This window comes from Streptomyces iranensis (assembly GCF_017874715.1).
In the GTDB taxonomy this organism is placed as follows: domain Bacteria; phylum Actinomycetota; class Actinomycetes; order Streptomycetales; family Streptomycetaceae; genus Streptomyces; species Streptomyces iranensis.
This window is the reverse complement of sequence record NZ_JAGGLR010000006.1, coordinates 395657-416106: the sequence shown is the minus strand read 5'-3', so window position 1 is coordinate 416106 and position 20450 is coordinate 395657. Positions and strand designations below refer to the sequence as shown.

At 73.0% G+C, this 20450-nt stretch carries 14 protein-coding genes and 1 tRNA gene; 11 read left to right on the top strand and 4 right to left on the bottom strand.

Annotated features, from left to right (window positions below):
• Positions 1-8: 8 nt before the first annotated feature.
• The 5 genes from J2Z30_RS13650 (at position 9) to J2Z30_RS13630 (ending at position 8408) form a co-directional block, all read left to right on the top strand.
• Positions 9-1664: a beta-N-acetylhexosaminidase gene (locus tag J2Z30_RS13650; RefSeq protein WP_044574528.1), complete on the top strand. Its 1656-nt coding sequence runs from the start codon at positions 9-11 to the stop codon at positions 1662-1664.
• A 275-nt stretch (positions 1665-1939) separates the two neighbouring features.
• Positions 1940-2839, top strand: coding sequence for an FAD binding domain-containing protein (locus J2Z30_RS13645; RefSeq protein WP_044574530.1), 900 nt, complete (start codon positions 1940-1942; stop codon positions 2837-2839).
• Positions 2836-5070, top strand: a complete 2235-nt coding sequence (locus J2Z30_RS13640; protein ID WP_044574532.1) for a 2Fe-2S iron-sulfur cluster-binding protein — start codon at positions 2836-2838, stop codon at positions 5068-5070. Before J2Z30_RS13645 ends, J2Z30_RS13640 begins: the two co-directional genes overlap by 4 nt.
• The gene (locus J2Z30_RS13635) at positions 5067-7388 is read left to right on the top strand and encodes a xanthine dehydrogenase family protein molybdopterin-binding subunit (protein WP_044574534.1); all 2322 of its coding nucleotides are present in this window, start codon (positions 5067-5069) and stop codon (positions 7386-7388) included. The genes J2Z30_RS13640 and J2Z30_RS13635 overlap by 4 nt, the downstream gene beginning before the upstream one ends.
• Positions 7389-7604: 216 nt before the next feature.
• Positions 7605-8408: a polysaccharide deacetylase family protein gene (locus J2Z30_RS13630; RefSeq protein ID WP_044581866.1), complete on the top strand. Its 804-nt coding sequence runs from the start codon at positions 7605-7607 to the stop codon at positions 8406-8408.
• 60 nt (positions 8409-8468) lie between these two features.
• On the opposite strand, the gene gntA is transcribed toward J2Z30_RS13630, so the two are convergent.
• The 4 genes from gntA to J2Z30_RS13610 form a co-directional block, all read right to left on the bottom strand.
• Entirely contained in the window at positions 8469-9161 is a 693-nt protein-coding gene (gene gntA / locus J2Z30_RS13625; protein WP_044574537.1) for a guanitoxin biosynthesis heme-dependent pre-guanitoxin N-hydroxylase GntA, read from the bottom strand.
• 226 nt (positions 9162-9387) lie between these two features.
• Positions 9388-13650, bottom strand: a complete 4263-nt coding sequence (locus J2Z30_RS13620; protein ID WP_044574539.1) for a non-ribosomal peptide synthetase — start codon at positions 13648-13650, stop codon at positions 9388-9390.
• A gap of 356 nt (positions 13651-14006) precedes the next feature.
• A tRNA-Cys gene (locus J2Z30_RS13615) sits at positions 14007-14078 on the bottom strand.
• Positions 14079-14268: 190 nt separating this feature from the next.
• Entirely contained in the window at positions 14269-15144 is an 876-nt protein-coding gene (locus J2Z30_RS13610; RefSeq protein WP_044574541.1) for an alpha/beta fold hydrolase, read from the bottom strand.
• Between the two features lie 282 nt (positions 15145-15426).
• Here J2Z30_RS13610 and J2Z30_RS13605 point away from each other — a divergent pair, with 282 nt between their 5' ends.
• The 6 genes from J2Z30_RS13605 (at position 15427) to J2Z30_RS13580 (ending at position 20392) form a co-directional block, all read left to right on the top strand.
• Positions 15427-16332, top strand: a complete 906-nt coding sequence (locus J2Z30_RS13605; RefSeq protein ID WP_044574543.1) for a LysR family transcriptional regulator — start codon at positions 15427-15429, stop codon at positions 16330-16332.
• A gap of 98 nt (positions 16333-16430) precedes the next feature.
• Positions 16431-17063 (top strand): cysteine dioxygenase family protein, encoded by a 633-nt coding sequence (locus tag J2Z30_RS13600; RefSeq protein ID WP_044574545.1) that lies wholly within the window; start codon positions 16431-16433, stop codon positions 17061-17063.
• Entirely contained in the window at positions 17060-18145 is a 1086-nt protein-coding gene (locus J2Z30_RS13595; protein WP_078956852.1) for a YeiH family protein, read from the top strand. Before J2Z30_RS13600 ends, J2Z30_RS13595 begins: the two co-directional genes overlap by 4 nt.
• An 88-nt stretch (positions 18146-18233) precedes the next feature.
• On the top strand, positions 18234-19769 hold the full coding sequence (locus tag J2Z30_RS13590; protein ID WP_044574546.1) for an MFS transporter: 1536 nt from the start codon (positions 18234-18236) through the stop codon (positions 19767-19769).
• A 41-nt stretch (positions 19770-19810) separates the two neighbouring features.
• Positions 19811-20008: a ribbon-helix-helix protein, CopG family gene (locus J2Z30_RS13585; protein WP_044581868.1), complete on the top strand. Its 198-nt coding sequence runs from the start codon at positions 19811-19813 to the stop codon at positions 20006-20008.
• Positions 20009-20392, top strand: a complete 384-nt coding sequence (locus J2Z30_RS13580; RefSeq protein WP_044574548.1) for a type II toxin-antitoxin system death-on-curing family toxin — start codon at positions 20009-20011, stop codon at positions 20390-20392.
• The last annotated feature ends 58 nt before the right edge of the window (positions 20393-20450 follow it).

Sequence of the window (20450 nt, the reverse complement as noted above, 5' to 3'; positions counted from 1 at the left end):
GGGAGCAGATGACTCACGACGCCGCGGGGCTGATCCCCGCGCCCCGCCATGACCAGAGCCGTCCCGGCCGCGCGGGCGCGCGGATCCACCCGCGGCGCACCGCCCTGGCCGCCGGGCCCGGCACCGAGGGGGTGGCGCGGCTGCTGCGCACCACCCTCGGCCAGGCGCTCGGCCTGTCCCTGCCGGACGGCGCGCCCGGCGGCGACGACACCATCAGCCTGCGGATCGACGCCGCGCTGGAGCCCGAGGGCTACCGGCTCACCGTGGCCGACGGCCGGGTGGAGATCGCGGGCGGCACGGCCGCGGGCGTCCACTGGGGCACGCAGACCCTCCGTCAGCTGCTGGGTCCCGACGCCTTCCGCCGGGCCCCGCTCAGGGGCGCGGAGCCCGGCTGGGAGCTGGCGGAGCGGACGGTCGAGGACGCGCCGCGGTTCGCCTGGCGCGGGCTGATGCTGGACGTGGCCCGGCACTTCATGCCCAAGGACGGCGTCCTGGCCTATCTGGACCTGCTCGCCGCCCACAAGCTCAATGTGTTCCACTTCCATCTCACCGACGACCAGGGCTGGCGTGTCGAGATCCGCCGCTACCCGAAGCTGACCGAGGTCGGCGCCTGGCGCGAGCGCACCAAGCTGGGCCACCGGGCGTCCCCGCTGTGGGACGAGCGGCCGCACGGCGGCCACTACACCCAGGACGACATCCGCGAGATCGTCGCCTACGCCGCCGAGCGGCATATCACCGTCGTGCCCGAGATCGACATCCCCGGACACTCGCAGGCCGCCATCGCCGCGTACCCGGAACTGGGCAACACCGACGTCATCGACACCGCCTCCCTCGGAGTCTGGACCACCTGGGGCATCAACCCGAACGTACTCGCCCCCACCGACAACACGCTCCGCTTCTACGAACACGTGCTGGAAGAGGTCCTGGAGCTGTTCCCCGGTGCCTTCGTCCACATCGGCGGCGACGAGTGCCCCAAGGACCAGTGGAAGGCGTCCCCGGCCGCCCAGGAGCGCATCCGCGCCCTGGGCCTGGCCGACGAGGACGAGCTGCAGAGCTGGTTCATCCGCCACTTCGGCCACTGGCTCGCCGAGCGCGGCCGCCGGCTGATCGGCTGGGACGAGATCCTCGAGGGCGGCGCGCCCGACGCCCCGCTGCCCGAGGGCGCCGCGGTCTCCTCCTGGCGCGGCTACGCGGGCGGGATCGCCGCCGCGCGGGCCGGCCACGACGTCGTCATGTGCCCCGAGCAGCAGGTGTACTTCGACCACCGGCAGGCCCCGGGCGAGGACGAGCCGGTGCCGATCGGCTACGTCCGCACCCTGGAGGACGTCTACCGTTTCGAACCGGTTCCCCCGCAGCTCACCGGCGCCGACGCGGACCGGGTGCTGGGCGCCCAGGCCAATCTCTGGACCGAGGTGATGGAGGACCGCCGGCGGGTGGACTACCAGGCCTTTCCCCGGCTCGCCGCCTTCGCCGAGGTCGTCTGGTCGGCGCTGCCGCCCTCTCCCGAACGGGACTTCGAGGCGTTCCAGGGGCGCATGGAGGCACATTACGCGCGCCTGGACGCGCTCGGTGTGAGCTACCGCCCGCCCGCAGGGCCGCTTCCCTGGCAGCGGCGCCCCGGCCTTCTCGGACGCCCGCGCGAGGGGGCGCCCCCGATCGTGTGAGCCGCCCGTAAGGTGCGCACCGCGCTCCGCCGCCCCTGGGAGCGTAGTCCCACCGGCGCAAGCCCAAATCGCACAAGGGTCCCTGAAACGTGGCAATCCACTCCCGACGGAGACGTCGTAAGAAACCCGTACCATCCCCCAGGTCAGGGACGGATCCACGGATCACGGACCCCCGCGACGGCGGGCTCGCAAGATGTGCCAGAGTTGCCACGTCCGGGCTGTCAGCACGTACCGTACGGCGCAACAGCCGGGACACCGGGGAAGGGGCAGCTGGGTTGACCACGCACGCACCGCAGGCGGCGCACACGGTGACGTTGCCGGGCACGCTCGACGAGGCCGTGGCGGCGCTGGCCGCCATGCCCGCCGCCGTGCCCGTGGCGGGCGGTACCGATCTCATGGCCGCGGTCAACTCCGGCCTGCTGCGGCCCGCCGCGCTCGTCGGCCTCGGCCGGATCAGCGAAATCCGCGGCTGGCGCTATCTGGACGGGCACGCCCTCCTCGGCGCCGGACTCACCCACGCCCGGATGGGCCGCCCCGACTTCGCCGCGCTGATCCCGGCGCTGGCCGCGGCCGCGCGCGCCGCCGGGCCCCCGCAGATCCGCAACGCCGGCACCCTGGGCGGCAACATCGTCACCGCCGCCCCCACCGGCGACGCGCTGCCGGTGCTCGCCGCCCTGGAGGCCACGGTGATCATCGCCGGGCCCGAGGGGTCCCGCCGCGAGATCCCGGTCAGCCATCTGCTCGCCGGGGTCGATCTGTTGCGCCCCGGTGAACTCGTCGGATTCGTCCGGGTTCCGCTGCTGCACGCCCCGCAGACCTTCCTGAAGGCCACCGGGCGCACCGGGCCCGGCCGGTCCACCGCCTCCGTCGCCCTCGTCCTGGACCCCGCGCGGCGCGGGGTGCGCTGCGCCGTCGGCGCGGTCGCGCCGATGCCGCTGCGCCCCCTGGAGGCCGAGCGCTGGGTCGCCTCGCTCATCGACTGGGACGGCGACCGCGGCCATCTGGACCCGCAGGTCACAACCGCTTTCGGCGAGTACGTCGCCGCCGCGTGCATCCCCGATCCGCTGCCCCCGCAGGACGGAAGTGAGCCGGTCCCCCTGCCGCCTGCCGCGATCCACCTGAGGCGTACCGTGGCAGCCCTGGCCCGCCGAGCACTGGGGAGGGCACTCGCGTGAGTGATGAACAGCAGCCGCACCGGCCGGAGCCGGGGAGCGGATGGCAGCCGATGCCGCACGGCCCGGAGTACGACGCCGAGTCGACGGCCTTCGTCCAACTGCCGCCCGAATTCGCCCACCCGGACCCGACCGACCCCTCCGGCCGTTGGGACCCGCTCGCGGCGCCCGGCACGGGCTACGCGCCCCCGCCGATGGACACCGGGCACGGTGACCCGTCCCAGGGCGGCCACTGGCAGCCGTCCGGCCACGGCCAGGGCGTGCCCCACGACCAGGGCATGACCGGGCAGTGGACCACCGCGGAGACCGACGGTGGCTACCTCTATGGCGGCCACCACGAGCCCCATCACGGGTCAGGCCAGTGGCCGGTGCCCGCCGAGGACCAGCAGGGCCACCATCTGTCGCACACCGGCCACTGGCCGGCTCCGGCGGCCGAGGAGCCGGTGGACGACTGGCCGGTGGACGACTGGCCGGTGCCCGCCCCGTCCGACGACGGCGCCGGCGGACCCGTGCACACCAGCCAGTGGACCATCCCGGTCGCGGGCGACGACGGTGTGGACGAGACCGGTGAGTACCGCGTCGACGAACACCCGGGCCCGGCCGCCCCTCCGTACGGCGGCCACGCGGACGGGCCCCAGGACCCGCAGACGACGGCCCAGTTGCGGATGCCCTTCGCCGGGTCGGCACAGCCCCGGCAGCAGCCCCATCAGCAGCCCCATCAGCCCCATCAGCCGCACCCTGGGCAGCCGCAGCCCGGAGGGCAGCAGCAGGGGCACTCCGGCCAGTGGTCGGTTCCGGCCGCCGACGAGGGCGCGGAGGACTCCGGGGAGTACGCGGTCGAGGGCCGCGCGTCCGCACCACCGGCCGCGCCCATGCCGCCGCCCGCCCGCCGCCGGCTGCGCATGCCCGACCGCGACGAACCGGCCCCGGCCGCGGACCCGGCGTGGCCGGGCCCCTCCGCCGGGGACTCGGGCGAGTTCGCGACCGAGGGGCACCAGGGGCTGCACACCCCGCCCCGCGGCACCCCGCCGCACGGCACGCTCCCGCACGGCACGCCCCCGCACGGCACCCCGCCGCACGGCGGCCCCGCCCCCGGGCGGCCCGCCGCCGACGATCGCGGCCGGCGGCCGGGCGATCCGGCCGCCGGGGACTCCGGCGAGTTCCCGGTCGACGGGCAGCACGCCGGGCTGGAGACCCCGCCGCACGGCAGACCGGCGCCCGGACTGCCCCAGGAGGCGTCCTGGCACGGCGCGTTCGCGGACGACCGGTTGGCGGACAACCGGCCTGCGGGCGCCCCATTCGCGGGGGACGCCCATGGGCACGCCCCGCACCCCGGTCCCGAGGGCGGCGCGGGCCACACCGACGCCGCCGACGCCGTGCCGGGCGCCGCCGAGGCCCCCGCCGAGGCGGTACCGGACGACGCCGGGCCCGAGTTCACCGATACCGCGGTCGAGTCCGAACCGGCCCCGGCCGAGGGCGAGTTCACGGACGCGCCAGTCGCCGCCGGAGCACCCGCGCCGGCCGGGACCCCCGCGGACGCTCCCGAGGCCGCTGACACCCCCGTCGAGTCCCTCGCCGAGGCCGCCCAGGTCGCGGACGAGAGCCCGAGCCACAGCGAGCATCCGCTCGCCTCGTACGTGCTGCACGTCAACGGCGCCGACCGCCCCGTCACCGACGTCTGGATCGGCGAGTCGCTGCTCTACGTCCTGCGCGAGCGCCTCGGCCTCGCCGGGGCCAAGGACGGCTGCTCCCAGGGCGAGTGCGGGGCCTGCTCGGTCCAGGTCGACGGGCGGCTCGTCGCCTCCTGCCTGGTGCCCGCCGCCACCGCCGCGGGCAGCGAGGTCCGTACCGTCGAGGGTCTCGCCACCGGCGGACAGCCCTCCGACGTCCAGCGCGCGCTCGCCCAGTGCGGGGCCGTGCAGTGCGGTTTCTGCGTGCCCGGACTCGCGATGACCGTGCACGACCTCCTCGAGGGCAACCACGCCCCGACCGACCAGGAGACCCGCCAGGCGATCTCCGGCAACCTCTGCCGTTGTTCCGGCTACCGCGGGGTCCTCGACGCCGTCCGCGAGGTCGTCGCGGGCCGTGAGGCCGCCGCCGAGGCGGAGGCCGAGGCGGACGAGGGACACGACGCCCACCAGGACCCGGCCCGCATCCCGCACCAGACGGGACCGCACGGCGTCACGGGCAATGGGAGCGTCAACGGAAGCGGTAGCGGAAGGGCATCGGCATGACCGGAATCGCGGACGGCGCGGGCGCCGTCACCGCCACGCCCGCCGCCGGAACGCCCGTACAGCCCCCGTCCACCATGGGCCTCGGTGTGTCCCTGCCGCCCACCGACTCGGCCGCCAAGACCTCGGGCACCTTCCCGTACGCGGCGGACCTGTGGGCCGAGGGGCTGCTGTGGGCCGCCGTGCTGCGCGCCCCGCACCCGCACGCCCGCATCGTCTCCATCGACACCAAGCAGGCCGTCGACATGCCCGGCGTACGGGCCGTGGTGACCCACACCGACGTGCCCGGCGACGCCTCCCACGGCCGCCGGGTCGCCGACCGTCCGGTGTTCGCCAAGGATCTGGTCCGCCACCACGGCGAGCCCATCGCCGCGGTCGCCGCCGACCACCCCGACACGGCCCGGCTGGCGGCCGCCGCCATCGCCGTCGAGTACGAGGTGCTGGAGCCGGTCACCGACCCCGAGCAGGCGTTCTCCGCCGAACCGCTGCACCCCGACGGCAACCTGGTCCGCCACATCCCGCTGGCCTTCGGCGACCCGGACGTGGTCGGCGAGGTCATCGTCGAGGGGCTGTACCGCATCGGCCGCCAGGACCCGGCGCCCATCGGCGCCGAGGCGGGCCTGGCCGTGCCGCGCCCCGACGGCGGGGTGGAGATCTACACCGCCTCCACCGATCCGCACGCCGACCGCGACCTGGCCGCCGCCTGCTTCGGTCTTGAGCCGGAGCGGGTGAAGGTCGTCGTCACCGGCGTCCCGGGTGCCATGGGCGAGCGCGAGGACCCGGGGATGCAGCTGCCGCTCGGGCTGCTGGCGCTGCGCACCGGCCATCCGGTGAAGCTGGCCGCGACCCGGGAGGAGTCCTTCCTCGGCCACGCCCACCGCCACCCCACTCTGCTGCGCTACCGCCACCACGCGGACTCCCAGGGCAAGCTGGTCAAGGTCGAGGCGCAGATCCTGCTGGACTCGGGCGCCTACGCCGACTCCTCGGCGGACACGCTGGCCGCCGCCGTCTCCTTCGCCTGCGGCCCCTATGTCGTTCCGCACGCCTTCATCGAGGGCTGGGCGGTGCGCACCAACAACCCGCCCTCCGGCCATGTGCGCGGCGAGGGCGCGATGCAGGTGTGCGCGGCGTACGAGGGCCAGATGGACAAGCTGGCGGCCAAGCTGGGCCTCGACCCGGTCGAGATCCGGATGCGCAATGTGATGGCCACCGGCGATCTGCTGCCCACCGGACAGACCGTCACCTGCCCGGCCCCGGTCGCCGAACTGCTGCAGGCCGTAAGGGACGCACCGCTGCCCACCCTCCCCAAGGACGACCCCGAGGAGGAGTGGCTGCTGCCGGGCGGCCTGGAGGGCGCGGGCGATCCGGCCGCGGTGCGGCGCGGGGTCGGCTACGCCCTGGGCATGGTCCACATGCTCGGCGCCGAGGGGAGGGACGAGGTCTCCACCGCCACCGTCAAGGTCACCGGGCCGGTGGCCACCGTCATCTGCGCGGCCGTCGAGACCGGCCAGGGTTTCACCACCCTGGCCCGCCAGATCGTCCAGGACGTCCTCGGTATCGAGGAGGTCCATGTGGCGCCCATCGACACCGACCAGCCCCCGGCCGGGCCCGCCTCGCGCGGCCGCCACACCTGGGTCTCGGGCGGTGCGGTCGAGCGCGCCGCGAAGATGGTCCGCACCCAGCTGCTGCAGCCGCTGGCGCACACGTTCGGCATGTCCACCGAGCTGCTCAGCATCGCCGACGGCAAGATCACCTCGTATGACGGGGTGCTCAGCACCACCGTCGAGGAGGCCCTGGAGGGCAAGGAGCTGTGGGCCACCGCGCAGTGCCGCCCGCACCCCACCGAGCCGCTGGACGAGACCGGCCAGGGTGACGCCTTCGTCGGGCTCGCCTACTGCGCGGTGCGCGCCGTGGTGGACGTCGACATCGAGATCGGCGCGGTACGGGTCGTCGATATGACGGTGGCCCAGGACGTGGGCCGGGTCCTCAACCCGCGTCAGCTCAAGGCCCGTATCGAGGCGGGCGTCGCCCAGGGCATCGGCGCGGCCCTCACCGAGAACCTGCGCACCTCACGCGGTGTGGTCCGGCACCCCGACCTGACCGGCTACGCCCTGCCGACCGCCCTGGACATCCCCGACGTCCGCATCGTCAAGCTGGTCGAGGAGCGGGACGTGGTGGCCCCCTTCGGCGCCAAGGCGGCCAGCGCGGTGCCGGTGGTCACCACCCCGGCGGCGGTGGCGGCAGCGGTCCGCGCGGCCACCGGCCGTCCGGTCAACCGCCTCCCGATCCGCCCTCAGGCGGCGGTGGTCAACCGGGGCTAGGCGCTCCGCGGGAAGTGGCGCGAGGTGCGGTCGTCCATCCGCGGAAGAGGCCGCGGGCGGGCTCGCCGCCCGCGCCTCGCCGGCCGCGGCGCGGGACTGTGTGAGACGTGCGGTCGCGGGATTGTGCGAGATATGTAACAGAGGGATCCCTTCCCGCCCCAACTCCATCCTCATGTTTGCGAAAGCGACACAGGAGACATGGGGAGCGAGGCGGACATGGCACGGCACCGGGTTCTGGGGACGAACGGCCGAGTACTGGTGGCGGCGTTCGGCGTGGTGGGGGTGACCGCCCTGGCCGCCGTGTGGACCGCCCAGGCCGGAACCGCCGAGGCGGGGGCGGGTGCGTCGGCGACGCCGAAGCCGACGCCGATCGTGGGCCAGACCTCCAAGCCGGACCCCGAACTGCCCGACCCCGTGGTCAACATGGACATAGCCCACGCCTCCGACAAGGGCGCCAAGGGCGTCAACATCACGATCGACGACGGTCCGGATCCGACCTGGACCCCGCAGGTCCTCCAGGTGCTCAAGGCCAACGGCGTCAAGGCCACCTTCTGCATGGTCGGTCCGCAGGCCCAGGCCCATCCGGACCTGGTCAAGGACGTGGTCGCGGACGGGCACCGGCTGTGCGACCACTCCATCTCGCACGACACGACGATGGGCACCAAGTCATCCGCCTACCAGTCCAAGGAGATCCTCGACGCCCAGCGAATGATCACCAAGGCGTCGGGGGGCGTCAAGCCGCTCTACTACCGTGCCCCGGGCGGTGCGTTCACCCCGTACAGCCGTCAGATCGCCGCCTCGCAGGGCATGCGGCCGCTGGGCTGGAACGTGGACTCCAAGGACTTCGAGAAGCCGGGGGTCGAGGCGATGGTCAACACCGTCAAGAACGAGATCTCCAGCGGCCCCACCGTGCTCTTCCATGACGCGGGCGGCGACCGCGGCCAGACGGTCGAGGCGCTGCGCCAGGTCCTGCCGTGGCTGAAGCAGGAGGGGTACAGCTTCGGTTTCCCGGTGCGCTGACGGCCGCCGTGGCCGTCACCGGCGGGCGCCAGCCGCCCGCCGGTGACAGGTGCTGTGCGCTCAGGCCGGGGGCGGACCCGTCAGGGCGGGCTCGCGCTCGCCCTCGTGGGCGGCGAACGGGCACTGCCAGTCAGCGGGCTTCGGGCGGCCGGAGTAGCGGCGGGCCTCGGAGAGCTCCTCGTACTCGAGCAGGTTGGGGTTTATGTCGCCCTGGAGCTGGATGTCCTGCTTGCGTATCTTCTCCGCCAGCCGGTCCCACATCTTGGCGCCCTTGATGCGGTCGAACTGCTCATGGGAGTTGAAGGCCAGCATCGGGAAGGGCGGACGGCGGCCCCAGCGGCGGTGGGTCTCGTGCAGACCGATGACGAAGAAGGGGTGACCGGCGACGCTGTAGGCGAACTCCTCGGCCTGCGGATCGGATGAACGGCCCTCGGCCCAGCGATAGGACCGGGAGTCCTGTTCGTGGAGTAGCTGGAGCTGTTCCCACAGCAGCTCCTCGAACCGCAGTTCATCCACCCCGCGAGGTCGCTCGAAGGTCGCGATGAAGCTCGTGAACGACCGGTGGCTCCAGTCGGCCGAGTCCACGAAATCCGCGAGATCGAGTGCCATCAGCCGGGCCGAGTCGTCGGATCCCATCAGGTCGTAGTGACGATGGGTGATGCCACCCTTGCGCCAGGCGGACCGTCCCGCCAGGCAGGCGAACCGGTCCCCCAGAATGAACCGCTCCACCTCGTCCGTTACGTCCACTGTCATGGCCAGCCTTCCTTCCAACTACGTGCCTCCTCGCTGGGAGCTCATCTCCTTCTCCACATGAAGGCGCCCACCCTGCTCACCTGCGTAGGAGAGCAGGAGAACGAGATGGGGCGCCTGGCTGAATTGTGATCGGCGAAGGGCCCATAGGCGAAATCCGGGTCGGGGCCCGGCCCGAGGGGCCGCCCCCTCGGGGGCTGCCCCGACCCGGACCCCGGGCCCCGGCCCTTCAGTTCCGGGCGCGGTCCAGCGCCGCCGCCACCACCGGGCCGATCCGGGCCACATGCTCCTGGCGCATCATGTGGTGGTGCTGCGCCCGCACATGGTGCACCTTCACCGCACCGTCCAGATGCGGCCGCCACGACTCCGGGGTGTGCGCCGGACGCGGGAAGCCGGGGGTCTCGTACTCCGCCGCGAACAGCAGCAGATCGCCGTTGAACCGGTCCGGGCGGAACTTCTTCGTCAGCTCGATATCGCTGCGCATGATGTCCAGCAGCGGGAACGTGGCCTCGCCCGCCAGCAGCCGCGCGGGCAGTCCGGACTCGCGCACGAGGTCCGCGGCCAGTTCGGCGGCGTCGCGCTCCGGCTCGTCGGCGGTCTCGGCGAACTCGGCCGTCCCGGCCCACGGGATGATGATGTCGCCGCCCCGCAGGCTCTCCAGGAGCATCTCCAGCCACTCGCGCTTGCTGTAGTCGGGCAGCCCGAACTCCCACTGGTTGTCGGGGTAGGCGTCCAGGATCGACAGCACGCCGACCCGCTCGCCCTCGCGCTGGAGCCGTGTCGCCATCGCGTACGCCACCAGACCGCCGAAGGACCAGCCCAGGAGGTGGTACGGGCCCTCGGGCCGGACCTCGCGGATCTGCCGCAGATAGTCGGCGGCCATCTCGTCCACGCTGGAGGGCAGGATCTCGTCCTCATGGAGCCCGCGCGACTGGAGGGCGTAGACCGGGCGTTCGGGGCCGAGATGGCGCAGCAGACCGGTGTAGAGCCAGCCGAGGCCGCCGCCGGGGTGGACGCAGAACAGCGGGGCATGACGCCCCTGGGCGCGCAGCGTGAGCAGCGGCTCCAGCCCGCGCTCCACCGTACGGCCATCGGCCGCCTCGTCCTCGTCCGCCGCTTTGTCCGCCGTCTCGTCCTCGTCGAGGCGCTCGGCGAGCTGGGCGACGGTCGACGCCTCGAAGAGGGTGCGGACCTCCAGGGGGACGTCGAGTGCGTCGCGGACCCTGGAGACGAGCCGGGCCGCGAGCATCGAATGGCCGCCGAGTTCGAAGAACCCGTCGTCGACGCCGACCGAGGGAAGGCCGAGCACCTCGGCGAACAGCCCGCACAGGGTCCGCTCGCGCGCCGTGCGCGGTGCGCGCGAGGCGGCGGTGCCGGTGAGGTCGGGGGCGGGCAGGGCCCGGCGGTTGACCTTACCGGTCTCGGTCAGCGGCAGGTCGTCCAGGACGACGGCGGCGGCCGGGACCATGTGGTCGGGCAGCCGGCGGGCCACCGCGCGGCGGATTCCGGCGGGGTCCAGGTCGGCGTTCCCATCGGCGTCGGTGCCGGCGTCCTGGCCGTGGCCGCCGGCCGGTACGACATAGGCGATGAGCCGCTTGTCCCCGGGCCGGGTCTCGTGCGCGACGATGACCGCCCGCTCGACGCCGGGGAGCGACCGCACCGCCTCCTCGACCTCGCCCAGCTCGATCCGGAAGCCGCGGATCTTGACCTGGTCGTCGGCGCGGCCGAGGTACTCCAGCTCCCCGTCGGCGGTCCACCGGGCCAGGTCGCCGGTGCGGTACATCCGCTCGCCGGGGGCGCCGTACGGATCGGCGACGAACCGTTGGGCCGTCAGCCCCGGACGGTTCAGATAGCCGCGGGCCAGACCCGGCCCCGATACGTACATCTCGCCGACCGTCCCCGGCACGGCCGGGCGCAGCGCCGTGTCCAGTACCTGGACCCGCAGATCGGGGATGCCGGTGCCGACGACGCTGCCGGGCAGGGTCGCGGCGGCCGCGCGGTCCAGGGCGCGGTAGGTGACGTGCACGGTGGTCTCGGTGATCCCGTACATGTTCACCAGCACGGGCGCGGTGTCGGAGTGTCGCGCGTACCAGTCCGCCAACCGCCGCAGGTCCAGCGCCTCGCCGCCGAAGACGACGGCGCGCAGCGCGGTGAGCCTCGCTCCGGTCGCGGGGTCCTCCTGGTCCGCGTGGATGAGCTGCTGGAAGGCGGAGGGGGTCTGGCTGAGCACGGTGACCCGTTCGTCCGCGAGCAGGCGCAGGAACGCGTCGGGGGAGCGGCTGATCGCGTGCGGGACGACCACGAGCCGGCCGCCGTGCAGCAGCGGGCCCCAGATCTCCCAGACCGAGAAGTCGAAGGCGTAGCTGTGGAACATGGTCCACACGTCGTCGGCGCGGAACCGGAACCAGCCGTCGGTGGCGCCGAAGAGCCGGACCACGTTCTGGTGGGGCACGACGACGCCCTTGGGGGTGCCGGTGGAGCCGGAGGTGAAGATCGTGTACGCGGGGTGCCCGGGGGAGAGCGGGGCGCGGCGCTGTGCGTCGGTGGGGTCGTCCTCGGGCTGTCCGGCGAGGGCCGTAAGGGTGTCCGGAGCGTCCAGGGGCAGCGCGGCGGAGGCCGCCCCGGTCAGCGTTCCGGCGAGGTCGCCGGTGGTGATGACGAGCGTCGGGTCGGCCTGCCGGAGCATCAGCTCCAGGCGCTCGCGCGGATAGCCGGGGTCCAGCGGGAGGTATCCGGCCCCGGACTTGAGCACCGCGAGCACGGCGACGATCAGGTCGGCCGAGCGAGGGAGGGCGAGGGCGACGAGCCGTTCGGGGCCCGCGCCCCGGGCTATCAGCAGATGCGCCAGGCGGTTCGCGGCGCGGTTGAGCTCGGCGTAGGTGAGGGAGGCCGTGCCGTCGCCGACCGCCACCGCGGAGGGGGTGCGGGCGGCCTGCGCGGCGAACAGGTCGGGGAGCGTGGCGGCGGGGATGTCCGGGACCGCGGGAGTCTCCGTTGCCGTGCTGCGGTCCGTGCCGCCGCTCGTGCCGCTGTCCGCGCCGCTGTGCGTGCCGCTGTCCGTGCTGCCGCCAGTGCTGCCGTCCGTGCTCCGGTGGCCGCTCCAGGCCAGCACCTTGGCCCGTTCCTCGACGGTCAGCAGCTCGATGCCGCCGATGGTGCGCTCGGGGTCCGAGGCGTCGGCGAAGGCGTGGACGAGCGTGAGGAAGCGGGCGCGGTGGGCGGCCAGGTCCTCCTCGCCGTACAGATCCGCGTTGGCGTTGAGGTCGATGCGGATGCCCGTGCCGTCGGACCGGTCATAGGCCATGATCGACAGGTCCTCGACCAGCCCGTTCGAAATATTGTGGGCGGTGACGCGATGTCCCGCGAAGTCGAAGTCGTACTCGAAGGACATGATGTTGACGTGGGGGCCCAGGAAATTGTTGCCCCCGTCCGGGAGATGCAGATCCCGCACCATGTCGATACGGCGGTAGCGCTGATGCCGCAGCGCCTTTCGCGCCTCCTTCGAGGCCCGTCGGATGAGATCCCGCACCCGCATATGCGGGGTGACGTCGAGCCGGAGCGGGGCGACGTTGGCGAACATGCCCGGATGTGCGCGCATCGCGGCGTCGGTACGGGCCGATACCGGCAGGGTGAGAATGATGTCCCGCTTTCCGGTCATCCGGTGCAGATAAGCGGCGGTCGCCGCGATCATCAGGGCCGACCAGTGGGTGCCCGCCTTTCGCGCGGCACCGCGCAGCGCGGTCGCCTCCTCCTCGGTCAGATACGCGGTCTCGCGCCGGAAGTCCCGCAGGTTCTTGCCCGGCCGCCCGGCGAGCCGGGCTGGTTCCGGGCAATCCCCGAACCGCTCCAGCCAGTATTTTCGGTCCGTGTCGAAATCGTCCGACGCGCGGTATTTCTCATCCCATTCGAGCATGTCCCGGAGAGATCCGCGATCGGCCCCCGGGTCCGTCTCGCACCGGTCCTCGTCGGCCCCGTTCCCGGCCCTGTCACCGTCTCCGGCCACGCGCCGCGTGTAGAGCTCCGCCACCCGCCGTGCGGTGCCGGCCGCCCCCGCGGCATCCGTCACGATGTGATGCGGCGCCTGATACCACGCGAACTGCTCCGGGCCCAGCTTGAACAGAGCGAAGGCGAACAACGGGGCGCGGGTCAGATCGGTCGGCCGGGCCATCTCCGCCCGCATCCACCGCTCGGCCGCCGCCCGGGGCTCCGCCTCGCCGCTGACGTCGAGATACGGCAACTCCCAGTCGGTCACCGGTTCCAGGACCTGCCACGGCACCCCGTCGTCCGCGCCGAAACGCGTGTTGTACGGCTCGGTTTCGGCGACCGCCTGACGGAGCGCCGATTCAAACAGCTCCCGGTCGACCGGGCCATGGATTTCCAGATACTCGCCCACCCGGAAGCGAGTGCTCTCCGGTGTCAGTTGCTGGCCCAGCCAGATTTCGCTCTGGCTGGTCGACAGCGGGAGGCGGGTACCCCTGGCGTCGGGCTGCAAAATTCCCCCATACGGGATAAGAGGCGTGGTCGAGTCGGAAATGCCTGGCGGTCACGGGGAGTGGTTGCAGGCGCCGGTCCGACCTTAAAAGAGGAACCTTGCGGGACCGCGAGCGGGTCCGGGAAGTTGACGCGATTTTAACCGGGAGGCGGAGAATCTTTACATGCCTTGCGGAGAGTCGGAAACCATTCGGTGACGGTCGTGTGAACGCGGTTATCCGAATCTTCCGAAAAGGGAACCTGTCGCCCCTTCGGGGATGGTTTCAGCGATACGGGTCCGAGCATGCGCCCAGCGCCTCCGGGTGTCCAGAGATTGGCCGGAAGTTCACCAGGACGGGCCGATCGACGGTCCATCGGAGGCCGTGGCGGGAATCGAACCCACGTAACTCGATTTGCAGTCGAGCCCCTCAACCACTCGGGCACACGGCCGATGTCGTGCTGTGTTCCCGACGGTAGGCCGGGAGCGGGGCGGGCACAACGGCGCGGCGGGGGCTGCCATACGACTGACACACTGCGTTCATGGCCCGCCGTTCATGGCCCGCCGGGGCGCCCCCGCCGGGCGCGCCCCGGCCCCCTTCACGGCGTGGGCACACGGCCTGTTTTCACCGCGTGGGGCGCTTCACCGCGTGGGGCGCTGCGCCAGGAAGTCCTCGACCACCTGGCGGAAGAGATCCGGCTCGTCGACCCACGGATAGTGGCCCACCCCGGGCAGCGGCCGCGCCTGGCCGTCCGGGAAGGACTCGGCCACCAGCTCTCCGGCCCGCATCCCGGTCACCGCGTCCCGGTCGCCGGTGATCGCCAGTACGGGGCACGGCACCTCGTGCAGCCGGGCCAGCACCGCGCGCCGCCCCGCCTCGTCGACGCCCTGCCAGAAGCCCGCCCGCGCCACCCGCCCCAGCTGCTCGCCCTCGCTCTCGGCGTGCGCCCGCTGAGGCTCCTCCCAGCGGCCGTACGCCATGGGGGCGGCCTGGAGCAGCAGCCTGCGCATCTCGGCGAGGTCGGTGGTGTCGGGCAGCAGCTGCACCGCCGTGTACGCGTCCTGCCACCAAGGCTCGCCGGCGCGGGATTCGAAGATCTCCCGGGCGTCCTCGGGGAGTTCGCCCTGCAGCCGGGCGCCCGGACTGACCAGGATCAGCCGGCTGAGCCGCTCGGGGTGGGCGGCCGCGTACGCCTGGGCCGTGGCGGCGGCCGCGTCATGGGCGAGCAGCGGGAAGCGGACGAGGTCCAGATGGCGGCGGAGCGCCTCGAGGTCCTCGGCGAGCCCGGGGAAGGCGTAGCCGATGGGGTCGAAGGCCGGCGGGGAGTCCCCGGTGCCGCGGCTGTCGGGGATGAGGAGGGTGTGATGGGCGTCCAGCCCGCCGAGGTCGCCCAGATAGGCGGCGTTCCGCCCCGGCCCGCCCGCCAGGCAGATCAGCGGTGGCCCCGCCGAGCCGTCCCGGGCCTCCAGGACGCGGTAGGCCAGCTCGGTTCCGTCGTACGAGGTGTAGTGCGGCATGGGGTCAGCTTGCCCCAGCTTCGCCTTCTTGACCGTGCTTGACGCTTGACCGGGTGTCCTCGTGTACCGGGTGTGGCGCCGGGCGGTATGTCGCGTGGCGCCGGGCGGTATGTCTCATGGCGCCGGGCCGTGGCGCGGCTCCGGCCCGGCTCAGTGGCCGGGCTCGGTGGCCGGGCTCAGTGGCGCGGCGCTCCGCGTGACGCAAAAGCGCCGGTAGGGGTGATCTTGTGTGGCCCCAAATCCCGCTTATGGTTTCGGTTCCGGGCTCCGTATGATGCGAGTGTGTTCGATTCCCGGCACATCAAGACGTTTCACGAGGTGGTCCGCTCCGGCTCCTACTCCGGGGCCGCCCGTGCCCTCGGGTACACCCAGCCGGCCATCACCCAGCAGATGAAGGCGCTCGAACGGGCCGTGGGCAGTCCGCTGTTCATCCGGGTCGGCCGGGGGATGCGGCTCACCGAGGCGGGGGAGACCCTCGCCCGGCACGCCGACACCATTCTGACCAGCATCTCCACCGCCCAGCAGCAGATGAGCGCCATCACCCGGCTGCGCTCGGGCCGGGTGCGGGTCTGCGCCTTCCCCAGCGCCAACGCGACCCTCATCCCCGAGACCATGGCCCGGCTCGCCGCCGCCCATCCGGGGGTGCGGGTGGAGCTGCTGGAGGGCGAGCCGCCGGATTCGCTGGGGCGGGTGGTGCGTGGGGAGTGCGACATCACCCTCGCCTTCACCTATCCCGGGCTGCGTGAGGAGGCACCCGCCGAGCTGGTGGAGATCCCGCTGCTGGAGGACCAGCTGACGGTGCTGCTGCCGACCGGGCACCCGCTGGCCCGGCGGCGGGCGGTCAAGCTGGCCGAGCTGAGCGAGGAGCGCTGGATCGCCGGATGTCTGCGGTGCCGCGCCAACTTCCTGCACGAATGCGCCGAGCAGGGCTTCGCCCCGGACATCGCCTTCACCACCGATGACAATCTGGTGGTGCAGAGCATGGTCGCGGCCGGGCTCGGCGTGGCGATGATGCCGGGCCTGGTGCTGTCGTTCCTGTGCCACCAGAAGGTCACCGGGCGCGCCCTGGACCCCGCCTCGCGCCGCCATGTCTCGGCGTACGTCCTCCGCGAGCACCTGGGGATACCGGCCACCGCGCGGGTGCTGGAGGAGCTGAGGACGGTGGCCGGGAACCGGGTCGGTTGTTGACCCCTTACCCATAAGCGCCTCACCCATAAGCGGAGCTTGGGGAGGGCTCAACAACCTGTCGTTGGACGTGATGGTGCGGGCGGCAGGACGCTGCCGCCATGACCACCCCGACCGCGTATCCGTCCTCCCGTCTTCTCACGGCACGCCTCGGCGCGTTCGTCGGCGACGTCCGCGAGGCCGTCGGCCGGGGCCTGGCGCCCGATGTGACCGCCTATCTGGTGGGCGAGCGGCTCGCGCCCCACCTCGGCGCGGACGATCTGCTCACCCCCGGGCAGCGCGAGGGCGACCCCGACCGCTACCGCCAGCACATCCTGCACGCCGAGCCCGACGGCAGCTTCTCGATCGTCGCGCTGGTGTGGCTGCCCGGCCAGCGCACGGCGATCCATGACCATGTGTCCTGGTGTGTGACCGGCGTCCACGAGGGCGAGGAGCACGAGCGGCGCTACCGCCTCGTGCCGGACGGACCGGGCTCGCGGCTGATCGCGGTGGAGGACGTGGCCAATCCGCGCGGCGCGGTGTGCGGATTCGCGCCGCCCGGAGATATCCACAGGGTGTGGAACGCCTGCGGGGCGAAGGCGATCTCGATCCATGTCTACGGGGCGGACATCGCCCGCCTGGGCAGCAGCGTCCGGCGGGTCTACGACCTCCCGGTGGCGGACGACCACCTTCCGGTGGCGGGCGACCGCCTTCCGACGGCGGACGGCCATCTTCCGACGGCGGACGGCCAGTGACGCTGACCGCCGCGCCCGGCCGGGCGCGGCAGGCTGCCGGATGGCGGCCGCCCGCCCCGGCGTACGGGCTCGGGCTGGCCGCGGCCGGGGTCGGGGCCGCCTGGGGCGTCCACCGGCTGCTTCCCGCCGTGCCCCTGCTGACCGCCGCCGTGGTGCTGGGCATCGTCGCCGCGCATCTGCCGGGGGCGCGCGGCCTGGTCCGGGGCGTCTGCCGGGCCGGGCTCTCGCTCGCCGGGAAGCGGCTGATGCGCCTGGGCATCGTGCTGCTCGGCCTCAAGCTCAGTCTGAACGATGTGCTGGGCCTGGGCTGGGCCACCGTGGCGATGGTCCTGGGCGTGGTCGCCGCCACTTTCTGCGGCACCTGGTGGCTCGGCCGCCGGATGGGGCTGAGCGGCGACCAGCCGCTGCTGATCGCGACCGGCTACTCGATCTGCGGTGCGTCCGCGATCGGCGCGGTGGGTGAGGTGTCGGACAGCGATGAGCGCGATGTGGCCACCTCCGTGGCGCTGGTGACGCTGTGCGGCACGCTCGCCATCGCCGTCCTGCCGCTGCTTCAGCACCCCTTGGGGCTCGGCGACGAGGCGTTCGGCCGGTGGGTGGGGGCCAGCGTGCACGACGTGGGCCAGGTGGTGGCCACCGCGCAGACCGCGGGGCCGTCGGCGCTGGGCGACGCGGTGCTGGTCAAGCTGGTGCGGGTGGCCCTGCTCGCGCCGCTGGTCGCGGTGCTCGCGACGTCCGTACGGGCGCGGGGGCGCGCCAGGAAGGCGGAAGGCGAGCAGGCGCAGGGTGAGCAGGCACCAAGCGAGCAGGCGGAGCGGCGGCGGCCGCCGCTGGTGCCGCTCTTCGTCCTCGGCTTTCTCGCGATGACGGCCCTGCGCAGCACGGACGTCCTGTCCACCACCGTGCTGGACAGCGCCGCCACGGCCCAGGAACTGCTCCTCGCCGCCGCCCTCTTCGGCCTCGGCAGCGCCGTCCACCTCCCCTCCCTCACCCGCACCGGGGCCCGGGTCGCCGCGCTGGGGCTGTGCGCGTGGGTGGTGATCGCGGGCGCGTCCTACGGGGGCGTCCTGCTCACCACGTAGGGCGTCGGATGTACCTAGGCCCAGCGGCCGAGCGCGGCTCCGTCCCGCGACAGGTGTGACGCCCCGGAACGCCACTTACCCTGACGCCATGACCCCTCGCGACCCCCTCGATGTCGGTGCAGCCGACGCCGCCGTCGCGGACGGCGCCCTGCCACCCCAGGCGGCCGCCGCCTCCGCCGTCCACCCCGATCCGGCAGCCGGAGACCTCGGTCCGGCGCCGGCCGGTGACCTGGACTTTACGGACGACGGCGACACCGGCGGCACCGTACTGGGGAGGCGCTACCGCGCCCTCACCCTCGGCATCGTCACGGTCGTCTCCCTCATCGCCTTCGAGGCGAGCGCGGTCAACACCGCGATGCCGGTCGCGGCCCGCGCGCTGGACGGGGTCGAGCTCTACGCGTACGCCTTCTCCGCCTACTTCACCGCGAGCCTGTTCGCGATGGCCCTGTCGGGGGAGTGGTGCGACCGCAAGGGGCCGCTGGCGCCGCTGTTCGCCGGGATCGCGGCGTTCGCCGCCGGGCTGCTGGTGGCCGGTTCGGCACAGCGGATGTGGATGTTCGTGGGCGGGCGCGCGGTGCAGGGCATAGGCGGCGGGCTGGTGATCGTCGCGCTGTACGTGGTGGTGGGCCGTGCCTATCCGCAGCGGCTCCAGCCCGCCGTGCTGGCGTCCTTCTCCGCCGCCTGGGTACTGCCCGCCATCGTCGGCCCGCTCGCCGCCGGGACCGTCACCGAACACGCGGGCTGGCGCTGGGTGTTCCTCGCCATCCCGGTGCTGGTGCTGCCGCCGCTCGCGGTGATGCTCCCCGCGCTGCGCGCACTGCCCCCGGGCGAGCTCTCCGCGGGCATGAACCGCCGCCGCATCCTGCTGGCGCTCGCCGTCGCGGTGGGCGCCGGACTGCTGCAGTACGCGGGCCAGGACCTCAACTGGCTCTCCCTCGTCCCGGCCGCCGCCGGGCTGGCCCTGCTCGTCCCGTGCGTACTGCGGCTGCTGCCCAAGGGCACCTTCCGCGCCGCCCGCGGCCTGCCGTCGGTGATCCTGCTGCGCGGCGTGGCGGCCGGGTCCTTCCTGGGCGCGGAGAGCTTCGTCCCGCTGATGCTGGTGACCCAGCGCGGCCTGTCCGCGACCGCCGCCGGGCTCTGCCTCACCGGCGGCGGCCTCACCTGGGCCCTGGGCTCCTACACCCAGAGCCACCCCCGCCTGGAGCCGCACCGCGAACGGCTGATGGGCCTCGGCATGCTCCTCATGGCCGTCTCCATCGCCATGGTGCTCCTGGCCCTCACCGATTCCGTCCCCGCCTGGATCGTGGCCGTGGCCTGGGTGATCGGCGGCTACGGAATGGGGCTGGCCATCTCCAGCGGAAGCGTGCTGCTGCTGAAGCTCTCCCGCCCGGAGGACGCGGGCAGCAACTCCGCCTCCCTCCAGGTCTCCGACGCGCTCGGCAACATCACGCTGGTGGGCCTCAGCGGCGTCCTCTTCGTTACCTTCGGCGGCGGCGAGATCGCCCCCACCGGCACCGCGGCCACCCACCAGCCGGCCGCCTTCGGGTCGGTCTACGTGGCGATGACGGCGGTGGCGCTGGCGGGCGCCTGGGTGACGACGCGGTTGCGGCCCGTCACTGTATAGTACCAATCTGGCCCCAAGGGTGGTACCGTTTTGGTATGGCTATGAATCTCCGACTGCGCGACGACCAGCAAGAGGCGCTCAAGCAGCGGGCCGAGGAGGAGGGCCGCAGTATGCACGCCATAGTGCTTCAGGCGATCGACCGGTATCTGGAGCAGGAGGCGGACCGGAAGACGGTCCAGCGCCTGGGGGCAAAGTACGCGGCACGCCACGCGGACCTTCTGCGGAGGCTGGGGGAGTAAGTGAAGTACCTGACGGTCCAGGAAGTGCTGGACCTGGCGGAAATCGCCTGTGGGGGGCAGCAGATCGCGGTGCGCGATCTGGGGTTGCTGAGCTCGGCTGTGCATCGCCCGCAGTCGCAGATGTTCGGCATAGAGGCGTACACCGACCTCTTCGAGAAGGCCGCCGCGCTGCTCCAGTCGCTCGCCATCAACCACCCGCTGGTGGACGGCAACAAGCGAATGGCGTGGATGTGCACCGTGGTCTTCCTCGACCTCAACGGCACCGAGATGCTCGACATCGACCAGGACGAGGCGTACAAGCTGGTGGTCGGTGTGGCCTCGGGCGTGCTCGAGGACGTGGGGGACATCGCGTCGAGATTGCGCAGGCTGTACGAGGCGATGTGAGCCTGATCCCACCCTCGGGTGGGATCCGCCCGTACCCCGGAGTGTGAAGGACGGCACC

What these genes read in the sequence shown, in the direction of transcription:
- J2Z30_RS13590 (WP_044574546.1), top strand. Translation starts at nt 18,234, where the DNA reads ATGACCCCTCGCGACCCCCTCGATGTCGGTGCAGCCGACGCCGCCGTC.
- J2Z30_RS13635 (WP_044574534.1), top strand. Translation starts at nt 5,067, where the DNA reads ATGACCGGAATCGCGGACGGCGCGGGCGCCGTCACCGCCACGCCCGCC.
- J2Z30_RS13585 (WP_044581868.1), top strand. Translation starts at nt 19,811, where the DNA reads ATGAATCTCCGACTGCGCGACGACCAGCAAGAGGCGCTCAAGCAGCGG.
- gntA (WP_044574537.1), bottom strand. Translation starts at nt 9,161, where the DNA reads ATGACAGTGGACGTAACGGACGAGGTGGAGCGGTTCATTCTGGGGGAC.
- J2Z30_RS13630 (WP_044581866.1), top strand. Translation starts at nt 7,605, where the DNA reads ATGGCACGGCACCGGGTTCTGGGGACGAACGGCCGAGTACTGGTGGCG.
- J2Z30_RS13650 (WP_044574528.1), top strand. Translation starts at nt 9, where the DNA reads ATGACTCACGACGCCGCGGGGCTGATCCCCGCGCCCCGCCATGACCAG.
- J2Z30_RS13610 (WP_044574541.1), bottom strand. Translation starts at nt 15,144, where the DNA reads ATGCCGCACTACACCTCGTACGACGGAACCGAGCTGGCCTACCGCGTC.
- J2Z30_RS13600 (WP_044574545.1), top strand. Translation starts at nt 16,431, where the DNA reads ATGACCACCCCGACCGCGTATCCGTCCTCCCGTCTTCTCACGGCACGC.